Annotated in this window: 15 protein-coding genes; 9 read left to right on the forward strand and 6 right to left on the reverse strand. The window is 67.6% G+C overall.

The genetic code is table 11. The annotated features are described in order from the left end of the window. Nucleotides 1-29 precede the first annotated feature (29 nt). The 3 genes from BGO47_RS01985 to BGO47_RS01995 all read right to left on the reverse strand — a co-directional run bounded on the left by BGO47_RS01985 (nt 30) and on the right by BGO47_RS01995 (nt 3235). A complete protein-coding gene (locus tag BGO47_RS01985; RefSeq protein ID WP_292708010.1) occupies nt 30-1541 on the reverse strand; it encodes an arylsulfotransferase family protein in 1512 nt (503 codons plus the stop codon). A 75-nt stretch (nt 1542-1616) separates the two neighbouring features. After that, complete coding sequence (locus BGO47_RS01990; RefSeq protein WP_292708013.1) at nt 1617-2288, reverse strand: GAP family protein; 672 nt, start codon at nt 2286-2288, stop codon at nt 1617-1619. Between the two features lie 38 nt (nt 2289-2326). Further along, nucleotides 2327-3235: a universal stress protein gene (locus BGO47_RS01995; protein WP_292708016.1), complete on the reverse strand. Its 909-nt coding sequence runs from the start codon at nt 3233-3235 to the stop codon at nt 2327-2329. Between the two features lie 115 nt (nt 3236-3350). Here BGO47_RS01995 and BGO47_RS02000 point away from each other — a divergent pair, with 115 nt between their 5' ends. Together BGO47_RS02000 and BGO47_RS02005 are read left to right on the forward strand one after the other, a co-directional pair. After that, entirely contained in the window at nt 3351-4961 is a 1611-nt protein-coding gene (locus BGO47_RS02000; protein WP_292708019.1) for a GAF domain-containing sensor histidine kinase, read from the forward strand. Then, entirely contained in the window at nt 4958-5587 is a 630-nt protein-coding gene (locus tag BGO47_RS02005; protein ID WP_292708022.1) for a response regulator transcription factor, read from the forward strand. Before BGO47_RS02000 ends, BGO47_RS02005 begins: the two co-directional genes overlap by 4 nt. Nucleotides 5588-5920: 333 nt before the next feature. On the opposite strand, the gene BGO47_RS02010 is transcribed toward BGO47_RS02005, so the two are convergent. After that, nucleotides 5921-7534: an acyl-CoA dehydrogenase family protein gene (locus tag BGO47_RS02010; RefSeq protein ID WP_292708025.1), complete on the reverse strand. Its 1614-nt coding sequence runs from the start codon at nt 7532-7534 to the stop codon at nt 5921-5923. A gap of 103 nt (nt 7535-7637) precedes the next feature. Here BGO47_RS02010 and BGO47_RS02015 point away from each other — a divergent pair, with 103 nt between their 5' ends. The 4 genes from BGO47_RS02015 to BGO47_RS02030 are packed head-to-tail and all read left to right on the forward strand — an operon-like array spanning nt 7638 to nt 10842. Then, a complete protein-coding gene (locus BGO47_RS02015) occupies nt 7638-8417 on the forward strand; it encodes a glycosyltransferase family A protein (protein WP_292708028.1) in 780 nt (259 codons plus the stop codon). An 11-nt stretch (nt 8418-8428) separates the two neighbouring features. Continuing rightward, entirely contained in the window at nt 8429-8914 is a 486-nt protein-coding gene (locus BGO47_RS02020) for an A24 family peptidase (protein ID WP_292708031.1), read from the forward strand. Between the two features lie 43 nt (nt 8915-8957). Further along, the gene (locus BGO47_RS02025; protein WP_292708032.1) at nt 8958-10193 is read left to right on the forward strand and encodes a YihY/virulence factor BrkB family protein; all 1236 of its coding nucleotides are present in this window, start codon (nt 8958-8960) and stop codon (nt 10191-10193) included. A 16-nt stretch (nt 10194-10209) separates the two neighbouring features. Beyond that, nucleotides 10210-10842: a CYTH domain-containing protein gene (locus tag BGO47_RS02030; RefSeq protein ID WP_292708035.1), complete on the forward strand. Its 633-nt coding sequence runs from the start codon at nt 10210-10212 to the stop codon at nt 10840-10842. Between the two features lie 15 nt (nt 10843-10857). Here BGO47_RS02030 and lpdA read toward each other — a convergent pair whose 3' ends face one another. Continuing rightward, on the reverse strand, nt 10858-12258 hold the full coding sequence (gene lpdA, locus BGO47_RS02035) for a dihydrolipoyl dehydrogenase (protein ID WP_292708037.1): 1401 nt from the start codon (nt 12256-12258) through the stop codon (nt 10858-10860). Nucleotides 12259-12413: 155 nt separating this feature from the next. Here lpdA and BGO47_RS02040 point away from each other — a divergent pair, with 155 nt between their 5' ends. The 3 genes from BGO47_RS02040 (at nt 12414) to BGO47_RS02050 (ending at nt 14221) form a co-directional block, all read left to right on the forward strand. Next, entirely contained in the window at nt 12414-12890 is a 477-nt protein-coding gene (locus tag BGO47_RS02040; protein WP_292708340.1) for an FHA domain-containing protein, read from the forward strand. After that, nucleotides 12890-13582: a MerR family transcriptional regulator gene (locus BGO47_RS02045; RefSeq protein ID WP_292708039.1), complete on the forward strand. Its 693-nt coding sequence runs from the start codon at nt 12890-12892 to the stop codon at nt 13580-13582. Before BGO47_RS02040 ends, BGO47_RS02045 begins: the two co-directional genes overlap by 1 nt. A 93-nt stretch (nt 13583-13675) precedes the next feature. Then, entirely contained in the window at nt 13676-14221 is a 546-nt protein-coding gene (locus BGO47_RS02050) for a MerR family transcriptional regulator (protein ID WP_292708342.1), read from the forward strand. Nucleotides 14222-14379: 158 nt separating this feature from the next. Here the strand turns inward: BGO47_RS02050 and BGO47_RS02055 are convergent, their stop codons facing one another. Further along, nucleotides 14380-15189, reverse strand: a complete 810-nt coding sequence (locus BGO47_RS02055; RefSeq protein WP_228178571.1) for a ParA family protein — start codon at nt 15187-15189, stop codon at nt 14380-14382. Nucleotides 15190-15239: the final 50 nt, after the last annotated feature.

Genomic DNA, 15239 nt, shown 5'->3' on the forward strand with positions numbered 1-15239 from the left:
CCCTGGGCCAAACGCCAGTGGTGGCGGCCTCAGCCCATCGGCTCGGGCGCGGCGATCTGGGCGGCGCCGCCGCCGATGACGTCGCCCGCGGCATCCATCGCACGTACCCCGACGTAGGCGCCGAGCGTCGTACCCCCGGGAATCGGGAGCTCTGTTTCGAACCCGTCTCGCGCCGCGCGGGTGATCTCGACAGCGGATGCCTCGTCCGGCCCTGTCACGAGTTGCCACGACGCGACCCCCGTTGCGCCATTCCACGAGGCGAACACGCTCGCCGACGGACCGTCTTCGACCTGCTGCGCATCCGGGGGAGTGGCGGGCGTCGCCGACCAGGGCATCACGTAGGCCCGGTAGCTCGTCCCGGCGGTGAAGGTTGCCTCGTACAGCAGGGTGCCGTCGCGATCGAACTCCGAGTAGAACGGCCGCGACCCCCACCCGACCACGAGGTTGCCACCGGCAAGCTCCTGCAGGTTTCCCTGGGTTGCCGCCAACCGCTCCTGCTCGGGCGCGTACTGCGTCACCAGCGATGCCGTCATCGCTTCCTCATCGACGTCCAGCCGCAGCCCGCGAGACCACCCGGCGTCATCCTCGGACTGATTGTCGAACAGCGTGATCGTGCCATCGGCGCGGCGCTGCGCGTCATGCTGCCACGCGAAGCGGGCATCCTCATCGACCGTGAAGTCGCTGCCCTGCCCACCCAGGCGCCAGTCGACGGATGCCGTCGAGCGGTCCAGCCGGTAGACCGTGCTCGTGTTCCGCGCCGACACGAGGAAACCGTCGTCACCGTCCTGCGACACGGCGTTCAGGTGGATGTAGTCGTACGGCTCGGCGCGGGTGCCCTGCCCCTCGTCAAGCGCCTGCCTGGACTCCGTGACCGGAACCTCATCGAGCGATGACCACCCGAACACGACCTCGCCGGTCGCGATATCGACTTCCTGCACGTGACCTTCGAGCACATAGCCATCAGAGGGGCCGCCGATCTCGGTCAGATCCGCGGGGGCTGTCACGTACGCGAGAAGCAGCATCGTGCCCTGGTCGGTGATCGTCGTCTCGTGCATGTCGGCGTCGCCTGCTCCGATCGGCTCCCCGGTCGAGACGCGCGTGATCTCCGTGTACGTGTCATCGAGGATGACGACCTCGCCGCGCCCATGGAACCCCGACTGGCCCACCCAGTACGTCAGCACCGGCTCGCCCTGGTACTCCTGCACACGCAGGTCGAACGCCGCGTCGTCACCGGTGTTGGCAACCCACACGGGCTCGCCCTCGCCATCCACGATCAGCGCGCCCTGCATCGCCGAACCGCGATCACGGTCTTTGGGACCGAGGAACGCATACATGCCGTCGCGGCCGAGCGTCGCGCCGGTCTCGGATGTCGTGACCGCAACGACCGGAGGGGTGAGATCGGGCCGGCTCACGAATGTCCAGGGCTCGGCTGCCGCGACCTCGTCCTCGCCGGTCTCGTCGGCGCTCGTCTGTGCAGCACAGCCGCCGAGGGCGAGCATGGTCGCGAGGCCTGCAACGACGAACGATCTGCGACGCACCATGCGGGGAGTGTGTCACGGAATCAAGCCGTGGCGTCCCCGGCTGAGAAGGTTCTCACGCAGCCGAGGGAACCCGCCTCAGAGCAGATTGGCGATGCCGATAATCACCAGGAGCGCACCGATCAGCGCCACCGAAAGGTTGAGAACGAGGGATGAGTTTGCCACCAGCCAGTCGCTGAAGCGCTCAAGCCGTGGCCGCACCGAGTGGCTGCCGATGACGTAGGCCAAGACCAGAGCAGCGACAGTCGAGATGGCAACGGCCGTGAAGATCAGCACCGTGAGGCTGCTGCCGGCAATGCTCAGCGATGCGGAGCCGATGGCAAGGCCCGCGGCCAGCGCGATGGCAAGGTTCTTGGGCCTGACGTTCATCGCGAGTCCGAACGCGAACGCCCGGCGCGGCCCGATATGGTCCATCGCCTTCGTCCACGAGGGCGGGCTGGTCGGCGCAGGGCGCCGCCGGGCGGCTATCGTGCGCCAGATGCCCACGACAACCAGAAGCACTCCGAGCGTCAGCTCGACGATGTGCGCCCAGGGGGGCATCCGATCGGTCGTCGACGGGGGAATGAGGCGCGCCCCGAGCGAGAACAGCGTGACAAGCACGAGCACTCCCGCCGACCACCCTGCGAGATAGCCGACACCGGCAGGGATGGGGTTGGGAGAGAGCAGAAGCAGCACGACCGCGAGGATCGGGAAGACACTCAACGCCGCCGCAATGCCCAGGGGCACGATGTACCACAGCACCGAATCCACGCTTCGACTCTAGAGCCGCGCGAGGCGTGCTCGTGTCGTCAGGGAACGATGAGCACCGGCGCGTTGAGGTTCATGAGCACGTCGTGCACCACGGTCGAGATGTTCGGGGGCTCTTCGCTCTGCCCGCGCCCGATCACGAGCATGGCGGCGTCGGTGGATGCCGTCAGCAGCGCCGGCGCGATGTTGTCGGCGACGACCCGGGAACTCAGGTCCAGGTGCGGGATGTCGATGAGGGCGTGCGCGCTGGCGCGAGCGACCACATCCCGAGCAGCCGACGCACGGTACTCCCCGTTACTCGACGACTCCTCGTGAGGAACCGGAGGCCGCGCGTGGATGAGGACCAACTGCTGATCGGTGCGCGCAGCTTCGCGAGCCGCCTGCATCAGTGCGGCATCCGAGGCCGGCGACCCGCTGACCCCGACCACGACACCGTGCCGACCCTCGAACGGCAGATTCGGGACGACGAGAACCGCCGAGCGCGCGGCAGCGACGACATAGACGGATGCCGCGCCGAACGCGCGCCCCCGCAGAAACCCCGTGCGGTGCGAGCCGACGACGAGAAGGTCGTGCGGGCGAGCAGCGCCCGACAGCACGCTGGGCGCGCGGCCGTGCACGAGTTCGGTTTGCACGTGGGCGACACCCGCGTCCACCGCGCGGCGACGCGACGCATCCAGCACATGGATGCCGCGGCGCTGCGCATCAGCCATATAGTCGGCGCCCGCGACGCCCCATGTGTCGTCGACGACATGGACGAGCAGCAGCTCGGTGCCGTGATCGGCCGCGTAGGCAATCGCCCACGCCAGCGCGCCGGTGCTCGGACCAGACCCGTCGACCCCGACGACCAGCCGATCGTAGGGCGATACCCGCCAGATCGCGTCGTCAGCCGGAGCGCTCAACGAGCTTCCATCCGACAGGCCCACGCGCGAGTCGTGGAGTGTGTTTCGCATCCGTCTGCCCCTCCTGTCTCTCCCAGCATCCGGCGCCCGGAGATTCCCGCACAGGGTCGAAGGTCCCGCGATAGGATCCTCGCGAGAGAGCCGAGGGACGAGAACGGGGCACCGGGTGGCTGATATCGAGGCACGGCTTCGCAGTCTTCTGACGGCGAACGCTGCTGTCGTGAGCCAGCTGGAGCTGTCGGGGGTGTTGCGTCGCATCGTCGAATCGGCCGTCGAACTGGTCGGCGCGAAGTACGGCGCACTCGGCGTGATCGGCCCCGACGGGATGCTCGAGGAGTTCATCCATGTGGGGTTGACTGCCGAGACCGCTGAGGCGATCGGCCCCCCGCCGCGCGGCCGTGGCGTACTCGGAGCCCTCATTCACGATCCTCACGCGATCCGACTGGAGCACATCGGTCACGACCCCCGCTCGGTCGGCTTCCCGCGAAACCACCCGAGAATGGACAGCTTTGTCGGGGTGCCCATCCGCATCCGTGGGGAGGTGTTCGGAAACCTCTATCTCACCGAGCACCCCGACGGCGCGTTCACCGAAGAAGACACCGAACTGCTCGAGGCGCTCGCCGCCACCGCGGGTATCGCGATCGACAACGCGCGCCTGTACGAAGACTCGGTGCGTCGCGAACGGTGGGCCGCCGCTGCAGCCGAGATGAGCGCCGCCATGTTCTCGGACGAGACCGGCAGACCGCTGCAGCTTCTGGCAGACAAGGTCCTGCAACTCACGGATGCCGCAACCGTCGTGGTGATCTCGTCGATCAGCGACACCATGATGTGCGTCGAGGTCGCTCGCGGCGAGCACGCCGATGAACTCACCGGATCCGTTCATGCGCAAGCGGGCACCCTCTCGGGACGCGTCTTCGACAGCTGGCAGCCGCTGCAGGCCAGCGGTGACACCGTCGAGCTCGGCGACGAACTCGTGGCGTGGGGTCCGACGGTGGTCGTGCCGATGCTCGGCGCAGACGGCGTTCCCATGGTGCTCACCGTCGGGCGGCCCGTCGGCGCTCCCCGGTTCACAGACAAGGATGTCGACCTTGCCGCAGACCTCGCGGCCCAAGCCACGATCGCGCTCGAGCTCGCGCGCGGCAGGTCCGACCGGCAGGCGCTTGCCCTCATGGACGAGCGCGGCCGTATCGCCCGCGACCTGCACGATCACGTCATCCAGCGCTTGTTCGGCGCAGGGCTCTCGCTGCAGGCCGTCGCCGGCAGGGTCGGCGACGCGGCGGCGCGCACCGAGCTGCTCGAGCAGGTCGACGCCCTGGATGCCGCGATCACCGAGATCCGCACCGTCATCTTCGCCCTGCGCCAACCCCGCGCGTCATCCGGATCGGTCAGGCACCGCATTGTGGACGTCATCAGCGAAGTCGCGCCGTCGTTCTCGGAGTCTCCGCGGCTCGTCTTCCAGGGACCGCTGGATCTGCGCACACCGCCGGATGTCGCCGAGGATGTCGTCGCGGTCGTTCGCGAAGGGGTCAGCAACGTCGCCCGTCACGCTCAGGCGACGGAGACGTCGGTGCGCGTCGGGATCGCCGATGAGATGTTGGTCGTCGAAATCCTCGATGACGGCGTCGGCGTGCCGGAATCGCCGACACGCCGCAGCGGGGTCGGTAACCTTGAGGATCGCGCCGCGCGCTGGAACGGAGAGTTCGCTCTCACCGGACGCGATGGCGGCGGCACCCGCCTGCGGTGGGCGGTGCCTTTGGCCCAGGGAGAGACCACATGATCCGTGTCTTCGTGCTCGATGACCACGAAATCGTCCGTCGAGGGGTCGTTGACCTCATCGACGCCGAGCGCGACATGGAAGTGATCGGCGAGGCATCCACCGCCCGCCAGGCTCTCGGGCGCATCGCGGCCACCATGCCCGATGTCGCAGTCCTCGACATGCGGCTTCCCGATGGCAGCGGTATCGACGTGTGCCGCGAGATCCGCTCCCAGCATCCGAGCGTCACGTGCCTCATCCTTACCGCCTACGACGATGACGAAGCCGCCTACTCGGCGGTGCTGGCCGGCGCTGCCGGCTACGTCCTGAAAGACATCAAGGCCAACGGTCTTCTTGACGGCATCCGTGCTGTCGCCGCGGGCAAGAACCTGCTCTCATCGGCTGCCGCCACGCGCGTGCGTGAACAGGCACGCGAGACCCGGTCGAGCACACCCGGCGTCGACCTGACCGACCGCGAACGTCAGGTGCTCGAGCTGATCGCCGAGGGTCTCACCAACCGTCAGATCGGGGAGCGCCTCGACCTCATGGAAAAGACGGTCAAAAACTACGTGACCGGTCTACTGCGCAAGCTCGGCATGGAGCGGCGTACTCAGGCCGCCGTCTACGCCACCTCGCTGCGGACCCAGTAACCGCAGTTCGTGCGCTGAAACAATGAGGCCGTCGCGGCGCCCGGTGACGAGTCGGGCGCCGCGACGGCATACGTGAGGGAGGCTCGCAGATCGACGGCGGGCCCGCTGCACCAGGTTTGGGTTATCCGCCGGATACCTTTCCTCACGTGCGTCGCCGAACATCGTCCAGCGACGAAACCTGTCATCCTCGGCGGGGCTTCGGACGACTTTTGTGGTCTGACATCAGAGTGCCGTACCGAACACCTCCGTCCATAGGGTCTTTGGTCCCGCTCCCACGAGGGACCCATCACAATCCCGCGACGGGATGCCGAGCCCTCTCAGGCCCGACAGACCTCAGGCGCGAGCAGCGATGGCTGCCGCGTCAGTGCCGGGCGGCAGGATGCCGTACAGGTGCCCATCGCCGCCGAGTCGGGAACCGATGAACGCGTCGGTGACCGGCGCGGGCGCTGTGCGCACGAGCAACGATCCCTGGAGCGCCAGGGCGAGTGCCGTCACCAGTTCCCGAGCGCGCGCCTCGCGAGCGTCGTCGCGGACGAGGTCACTGATGAGCTCGCGCGTCTTTCGTACGTGCGCGTCCAGGCGCCTGTCCGCACCGCCTGACCGCGCGAGCTCGGCGTCGAGGGCCTCGAAGCTCTGCGGATCGCGCGAGAGCGCGCGCAGCACATCGAGCGCGATGACGTTGCCCGAGCCTTCCCAGATCGCCATGACGGGCTGTTCGCGGTACCGCATCCCGAGCGGGAATGCCTCGGTGTACCCGTTGCCGCCGAGGCATTCCATGGCCTCGTACGCGTGACCGGGGCCACGCTTGCAGATCCAGTACTTCGCCACGGCGGTGGCCAGGCGACGGAACGCTACCTCCTCGGCGCCGGCGTCGTCGTCGTACGCGCGGGCCAGCCGCAGCGAGGTCGCGGTTGCAGCCTCGGTTTCGAGCTGCAGATCCGCGATCACCTGCGTCATCAGGGGCTGATCGATCAGGCGCGCTCCGAAGGCGGCACGATGCCGCACATGCCAGGCAGCTTCGGCGGTCGCCTGCCGCATGCCTGCGGTCGACCCCAGCACGCTGTCGAGCCGCGTGCGCGTCACCATCTCGATGATCGTGCGCACCCCGCGACCTTCGTCGCCGACCAGGTGCGCCCATGCGCCCTCGTACTCGACTTCGCTCGAGGCGTTCGCGTGGTTTCCCACCTTCTCTTTCAAACGACGGATGCGGATCTCATTGCGCGACCCGTCGGGCAGCAGCCGGGGCAGAAGGAAGCACGACAGGCCGCCCGGAGCTTGCGCGAGCACGAGGAAGGCATCCGACATCGGAGCTGAGCAGAACCACTTGTGTCCGGTGAGGTCGTACTCGTCGCCGCCGATCGGCCTCGCGACCGTCGTGCCCGCGCGCACGTCCGAACCGCCCTGCTTCTCGGTCATCGCCATCCCGAACAGCGCGCTGCGCTTGCCCGGCACGAGGTCGGGTTCATAGTCGGTGCTCAGCAGCCGCGGCATCCACTCGCGCGCGAGTTCGTCGTGCTGTGCGATCACCGGCACCGCCGCATGGGTCATCGAGATGGGGCATGCGTGGCCCGGCTCCACCTGCGCGTAGAGAATGAAGGCGGCGGCCCGCGCGACGGATGCCCCGGGTCCCGGCCGTCGGAACGCGCCAGTGTGGGCGCCGTCGGCCACCGCTGCGCCGATGATGCGGTGATAGGCCGGGTCGTACTCGACCTCGTCGAGCTGGCGGCCGTAGCGATCGTGGGTGTGTAGCACCGGCTCGAAACGGTTGGCGCGCACCGCGTCGCGCTGGAAGGCGGCGGAACCGACCCGGCGTCCGATCGCGTGTAGACGGTCCGCGGCACCCGCACCGCCGTAGGCCTCGACGCCGTCACGCAGGGCGATGTTCGCTTCGTAATCGTCGAGCCCGGTGCGCTCGGGCGCCTGGTTCGTGACCTCGTGCGTTTTCATCCGACTCCCTCGTCCGTAGCTCCACGGTAAGCCCGCGGGCGCGCGAGTGGTTCCCGGATGCGGCGCTCCCGGCATCCGGGAACCCCGCCGATAGGGTGAGGGGGTGACATCGGCTCTGCGCATCTCGGTCGTGATCCCGTGTCGCAATGATGCCGCCTTCCTGCGCGAATGCCTGCTTGCGCTGCAGAACCAGGAGCGCCCGGCTGACCGCATCATCGTGGTCGACAACGGCAGCACCGACGAGTCAGCCGCCGTCGCCCGGGATGCCGGGGTCGAGCTGATCGACGAGCCGCTCGTGGGAATCTGGCCCGCCGCAGCTCGCGGGTACGACGCGGCGCTTCATGGGAGCGATATCATCGCGCGCCTGGATGCCGATTCGCGGCCGCATCCGGATTGGCTGGCCCGCATCGAATCGGCGTTCACGAGCGACGAAGCGCTGGGCGTCCTCACCGGCGGCGCCGAGTTCTACGGCGCAGGCAGGATCATCAGCTATCTCGGCGAGCACTGGTACATCGGCGGCGGCAGGGTCTGGGTGAACCTGTGGCTCGGGATCCCGCTGGTGTTCGGCTCGAACTTCGCGATGCGCGCCGCGATCTGGAAACGGGCCCGCACGGTGGTCCACCGCGAGAACTCGCGTATCCACGACGACCTTGATCTCACGATCCACCTGCGCGAGAGCGACGGGGTGCGCTGGGACCGATCGCTGACGATGCCCGTCTCTGCCCGGCCCTTGACCTCGGTACGTGGCCTCGCACGCCGTGTCGGGCGCGTCGTCCCGACATTCGCCGCCAGCTGGCCGGCGGGCGCTCCCTGGCGCCGCCGCGAAGCCGGCTATCCACAGGAAGACGAGGACGGCGAAAACCGAGGGGTCGCGGTCACCTAGGCTCAGGCCCCATGTCGCCGATCTCGACCACGCTCACGGTCGCAGCCTTCGCGGCGTTCGCGGTGATCGGAGCGGCCCTCGCGATCATCGACATCCGCAGCCACCGTCTCCCGAATCGTCTCGTCGCGCTCGCCGGCGCCTCGGGTCTGGTGCTGCTGGCCGGTGCTGCGGTGACCGGCGGCGGCATCGACGCGCTCCTGCGGTCGCTGCTTGCGGCGCTGGCTCTCTTCGCCGCGTACCTCGCGCTCCGAATGTTCTCGGCCGGGGGCGTCGGCGGCGGTGATATCAAGCTCGCGGCCGTGATCGGGCTGTACCTGGGATGGCTGGGGTGGGGGAGTGTGCTGGTAGGGACACTGGCCGGGTTCGTGCTCGGTGGTCTGTGCGCGGCCGCGATGCTCCTCATTCGGCGTGCGAAGCGCCGCACCGCCATCCCGTTCGGACCGTGGATGATCGCTGGCGCCTGGGTGGCCATCACGCTGACCGTGTCAAGCCCCTGACCCGTCACGGCTCGACGGCGAGCTTCGCGGCTAGCCTGGATTCATGCCGGCCGCCCTGAAAACGTTCGTCGCCGCGGTTACGAGATGGGCGCTGTCGTTGCGCATCGTCCGCACCATGTTGCTCTACGGAGAGCGGCGGGGACCCGTCCTGGCTGACAGCGTCACCTACCGGGCGCTGTTCTCGATCTTCGCGGCCGCGCTCATCGGTTTCTGGTTCGCGGGCAGGTGGCTTGCCGACAATCCGGAGGCGTGGGATGCGCTTGTCGAGGCTGTCGACACCGTGATCCCTGGCCTCATCGGCGAAGGCGGGGTGATCAGCCTTGACACGCTCGAGTCCGGACTCACGATCGCCGGCGTCGTTGGATTTGTCGGACTCGTGCTCGCATCCCTGGGCGCTATCGGGACGTTGCGTGCGGCGCTGCACGTCCTCGGTGGGACGGTCTTCGACGACGGCTTCTTCCTGTGGGTTCAGCTCAGGAACCTCGCGATGGCCCTCGGGGTCGGACTTGCTCTGGTCGTGACCGCGGCAGTGACCTACTTCGGTACCGCCGGGGTGTCGATCGTCGCCGGGTGGCTGGGATTTTCCCCGGGAGCCGTGCTGGTGGGCGTGCTGACGCGCGCCGTCGTCATCGTCGCTGTCTTCATCCTGGATGCGGCATTGATCGCCGCGATCTTCCTCGTGCTCGGCGGCATCCGTCCGCCGGCGCGCGCGCTCTGGGCGGGCTCGCTCCTCGGCGCTCTGGGGCTCACCGTGCTGCAACAGCTTTCGGGCCTGTTCGTGCAGGGGGCCTCGAGCAATCCACTGCTCAGCGCGTCGGTGTCCCTGATCGCGCTGCTGCTGTGGCTGAACTTCTCGGCACAGGTCATCCTCATCGCCTGTACGTACATTGTCGTGGCGGCCGAGGAGTCGCAGGGAGTGGTGCCGACGGCGCCTCCGGTTACCTTCGCGCAACGCCGCCTCCGCCGCGCGCAAGCCGGATCTCGGGCTGCGACCGCCGAGCTTCTGGAGGCACGCGCCGCCGCCATCGCCGAGGCAGAGGACCTCGGGGATTATGCTCGGGGCATGGCCATTGCACGACTTCACGGAGGCCCGCTCGACGGGCAGGTCCTGCCCCTGGAATCCCCGGATGCAGACACGATGATTGTTCCTTACGGCGAGGGTCAGGTCGTGTACGAGCGACGCGGTGCTCTTGAGCACACGGGCGATCACGACGGACCGACGGAGGGTGAGTTCTTCTTCGTCGAGTCCACCGAAGACATCGCGCCCTCCGACGACTGAACCAGCACTCGCATCGATGGAGCCATCGCAGTCCCTCGAGGTTGAGATCACGTTCGATGTGGACGCCGACATCGACGTCCCCGACTGGACTCAGGTTCCGCTGGTCGTCAGTGTCGCCGAGCCGGAAGTCCGAGAACTTGATGCCGTCTACTACGACACCGCGGACTATATCCTCGGCAGAGCTGGCTACGCGCTCCGGCGCCGAGAAGGTGGGCCGGATGCGGGCTGGCACCTGAAAGGGCCTCGCCAGGGCCCCGGCCGGATGGAGACGGGCTGGCCGCTCGACATCGGTGGTGACGCGGCATCCGTGCCCGGCGTGCCCCCGCAGGTCGCCGCGCACATCGCCGATCTGACCACGCATGCACTGGTCGTGATCGCCCGCATTCGCAACACGCGCACCGCGTATGCGTTGCTGGATGCCGACGGTGGCATCCTCGCCGAGATGGTCGACGACCGGGTGCGCACGCGGGATGAGCAGCGGGGGATCGAACAGGCGTGGCGCGAGTGGGAGATCGAACTCGGACCAGCAGCTCCCGGCGATGCCGACGCACGCACCTCGTTCTTCGACGCGGTCACTGTCGCTGCATACGCCGCGGGCGCGCGCGAGGCCTCGAGTGACTCGAAGCTCGCACGCGCCCTGGGCGTGTGAGGCCTGACCCGCGGGTCAGATGTTGATCATGTGGCCGGCCAGGCCGTGGAAGGCCTCCTGCACGGCCTCCGACAGCGTCGGGTGCGTGTGGACGTTCCGCGCCGCCTCGAGAGCGGTGAGATCCCACTTCTGAGCCAAGGTGAGCTCGGGCAGAAGCTCCGAGACATCCGGGCCGATCATGTGGGCGCCGAGCAGTTCGAGGTGCTCGCCGTCGGCGATGACCTTCACGAAGCCGACAGCTTCGCCCAGGCCGTTCGCCTTGCCGTTGGCGCTGAAGGGGAACTTCGCGACCTTCACGTCGTAGCCGGCATCCCGCGCCTGCGCTTCGGTGAGGCCGAAGCTCGCGACCTGCGGCGAGCAGAAGGTGGCGCGCGGCATCATCCGGTAGTCACCGAGCGGCATGGTCTCGGCCTTGCCGATCGTCTCGGCGGCGACAACGCCCTGGGCCTCAGCGACGTGGGCCAGCTGCAGCTTGGCCGTGACGTCCCCGATCGCGTAGATGTGCGGCACGCTGGTGCGCATGTAGTCGTCGATGTCGATCGCGCCGCGCTCGGTGAGCTTCACACCGGTCTTCTCGAGCCCGAAGCCCTCGACCCGCGGTGCGAATCCGATCGACATGAGTACCTTGTCGGCGTCGATAGACCCCTGAGCGCCGTCGTTGTTGCCGGTGTAGGCAACCGTGACCCGGTCACCGTGGTCGGTGACGCTCTCGACCTTGGTCGAGGTCAGGATCTCGATGCCGTACTTCTTGTACTGACGTGCGATCTCCTTCGAGACCTCGACATCCTCGTTGGGAAGTGCGCGGTCGAGGAACTCGATGATCGTGACCTTGACGCCGTAGTTCGACAGCACGTACGCGAACTCCATGCCGATGGCGCCGGCCCCGACGATCACGATTGAGGTCGGTAGCTCACGCGTCAGGATCTGCTCTTCGTACGTCACGACGTTCTCGCTCAGGCTCACGCCCGGGAGCAGGCGTACCGTGGAACCGGTAGCGATGATCGCGTTGTCGAAGGTGACGGTCTCGGTGCCGCCCTCGGAGGTCTTGACCTCGATCGTGTGGTCGTCAATGAACGAGCCACGGCCGTCGTACTCCGTGATCTTGTTCTTCTTCATCAGGTAGTGGATGCCCTTGACGTGGCCTGACGCCACCTCACGGCTGCGGTCCCAGGCGACACCGAAGTCGAAGTGTACGTCGCCGGAAATGCCGAACAGATCGGCCTTCGCGTGGAACGTGTGGGCGAGATCGGCGTTGCGCAGCAGCGCCTTCGAGGGGATGCATCCCACGTTCAGACACACCCCACCCCAGTACTTCTCTTCGATAACCGCTGTGGACAGGCCCAGCTGAGCGCTGCGAACGGCCGCGACATAGCCGCCGGGGCCGGCACCAAGGATGACGACGTCGTAGTGAGGCATGATCCCAGCCTATCCCTCGGAACCACCCCGATGGCGCCGCCGTCCGCGGGTGAGAGTGAGGGCGATCCACTCGACATCCGCCCACCAAATCCGACTATCCTGGGGAGCCTGAGGAGGCACCCGTGGAACACAATGCGCCCGCTGAACCCGACGAGATCCGTCGTGCCTCCGGCGACCCCGGAGCTGCGGTTCCGGGTGGTCGAGGGACGGATACGACGGCTTCGTTCGGACACGATTCCGACCTGTCTTTCGTGCCGTTCGGCAGTGAACTGACCGAGATCGAGCTCGAGGCTATCGACGCGCTGCCCTCGGGATCGGCGCTCATGATCGTCCGATCGGGCCCCACCGCCGGTGCCCGCTACCTGCTGGATGCCGACGTGACGACCATCGGCCGCCACCCCGAGGCGGATATTTTCTTCGATGACGTAACGGTCTCGCGACGTCACGCCGAGATCACCCGCTCCGGTACGACCTTCGAGCTGGTCGATCAGCGCTCGCTTAACGGCACATACGTCAACGGCGAGCGCGTGGATCGTGCTGTCTTGACGAACGGCTCGGAAGCGCGCGTGGGCAAGTTCCGGTTGAACTTCTTCGTCTCGCCGGCCGACCTCGAGCCCCCGGCGGATCAGTGATGGCGGGCGTTCCCGCCCGTGATCGCGCCTCGTCCCCGGGGCTTTTGAGCATCGGTCAAGTTCTCGCGCGCCTTTCTCCCGAGTTTCCCGGGCTGAGTTCGAGCAAGCTGCGTTTCCTCGAGGTGCAGGGAATCGTCACTCCGACCCGCACCGAGTCGGGATACCGCAAGTTCGCTCCCGCGGATGTCGAGCGGCTGCGGCTTGCTCTCACGCTGCAGCGCGATCACTATCTGCCGCTGCACGTCATCCGGGCGTACCTCGATGATGTGGATGCCGGTCGTGACCCCATCACCCCGATCCCCGCGCCGCCGACCTCCATCGTTGCTGCCCCGCGGCGTTACCGGCGCGACGAGTTGCTCTCTGCCGCCGGAGCAGCGCCGCAACTCCTCAATGACGCGATCAGCACCGGCATCATCACCGCCGCGGAGCACTACGCCGAGCAGACAGTGGCTCTGCTTCGGTGCCTCGTGGCCCTCGATCGTCACGGCATCGAGCCGCGTCACATCCGTACTCTCCGCCAGAGCGCCGAGCGTGACGCAGCCCTCGTCGAATCTGCGGTTGCGCCCCTTGCACGCCGAACCGACGCGACCTCGCGAGGCAGAGCCGAGGAACTCGCGCCCGAACTCGCGCGTCGCCTGGAAGAAGTACGCTCGATTTTCCTGCGCTCAGCCCTCGAGCGATTCCTCTCGTAGTGCGACACGCCGAGACGCGACGGCCGGATGTCGTTGCCCGAGCCTCTCGGCTGATCTAGCGTTGACATGTCCGATCGAACTGGGGAGGTTGCCATGACGGCACGCGAGGCGGAATCGACGCCCAGCCTGACGGCAGACCTCTTGTTCACCGACGGCCTTCCGGCCCTCGATGACGAGGTGGGCTACCGCGGAGCCGTCGCTGCGCGAGCTGCGGGAATCACGTATCGGCAGCTGGACTACTGGGCTCGCACGGAACTCGTCGAGCCGACAGTGCGGGGAGCATCCGGTTCCGGGTCGCAGCGTCTCTACGGCTTCCGCGACATCCTCGTGCTCAAGCTCGTCAAGCGCCTGCTCGACACCGGCATATCGCTGCAGCAGATCCGCACCGCCGTCGAGCAGCTGCGCGCGGCCGGCATCCGTGATCTTGCCGGCACCACGCTTATGAGCGATGGCGCCTCGGTCTACCTGTGCACGTCGAACGATGAGGTCATCGACCTTGTCAGCCGCGGCCAGGGCGTGTTCGGCATCGCCGTCGGCAAGGTGTGGCGTGAGGTCGAGTCGACGCTCGTCGAGTTCGACCCGCAGGCACCGGATGTCGTCGACGAGCTTTCTGCCCGGCGCGCCGCACGCTCAGCCTGAGCGACCGTTCGCCGACGTCCCGGCCTTTGCCGCTGCATCCGCTCTGCCATTCGCGAGACTGCAACGTGCCCGCGAGACTGCGCGCTTCGGACGCACTCTGGCGGGAACGTTGCAGTTTCGTTGAGAGCGGTCTCCGCCGGAGCAGTGCTTCGGTGTGATCAGGAAGCGGCGGCGTCGGGGGAGGGAATCCGACCCGTGCGCATGACGCGGTCCAGGATGGCGTCGAAATCCGCTGCAAGCTCTTGCGCCGAGTCGCCGGGCCAGATGTGGAGCGGCTTTGCCGCACCCTGAGCCTGCTGCAGCGACGTGCGCTCGGGAAGCTGGGGCGAGAGCACAAGCGGGCCGAACATCTCACGCAGTTCCTTGATGCGGAACTGGTGCTCGATCGATTGCGGGCGTACCCGGTTCACGACGATGCCGAGCGGCTGAAGACGGGGGGAGAGGCCGCGGCGGATCTCCTCGATCGCGCGCAGTGCCCGGTCGGCTGCCGCAACCGAGAACAGACCCGGTTCGGTGATGACGATCACGCGGTCGCTCGCCGCCCACGCCGTGCGCGTGAGCGCATTCAGCGAGGGTGCGCAGTCGATGAGGACGAGGTCGTAATCGGCCTCGATCGTCGCGAGCGCCTCCTCGAGCTTCCACACGTCGCGCACACTCGGGTGCGGGCCGTCGAAGTTGATCGCCGAGGGCGACCCGATCATGACGTCGATCGTGCCGGGGTGGACCTTCGCCCAGCCGCTGGCGGTGATCGCCTGACGGACGACCTTCTCTTTCGGGTTGGCGAGAACGTCGGCGACGTTGAGCTTGCCGGCTACCTGGATGTCCATGCCCGTGGAGACATCCGACTGCGGGTCGAGATCCACCACGAGGGTGCGGACACCGCGGGCGAAGGCGGCGGAGGCAAGCCCCAGCGTGACAGTGGTCTTGCCGACACCACCCTTGAGCGAGCTCACCGACAGTACGTGCACGAGGCTCTACGTTACCGTCCCCTAGGCTGGGTGCACACTCAGGCAAGCCC

This window comes from Microbacterium sp. 67-17, from assembly GCF_001898325.1.
GTDB classification, from domain to species: domain Bacteria; phylum Actinomycetota; class Actinomycetes; order Actinomycetales; family Microbacteriaceae; genus Microbacterium; species Microbacterium schleiferi.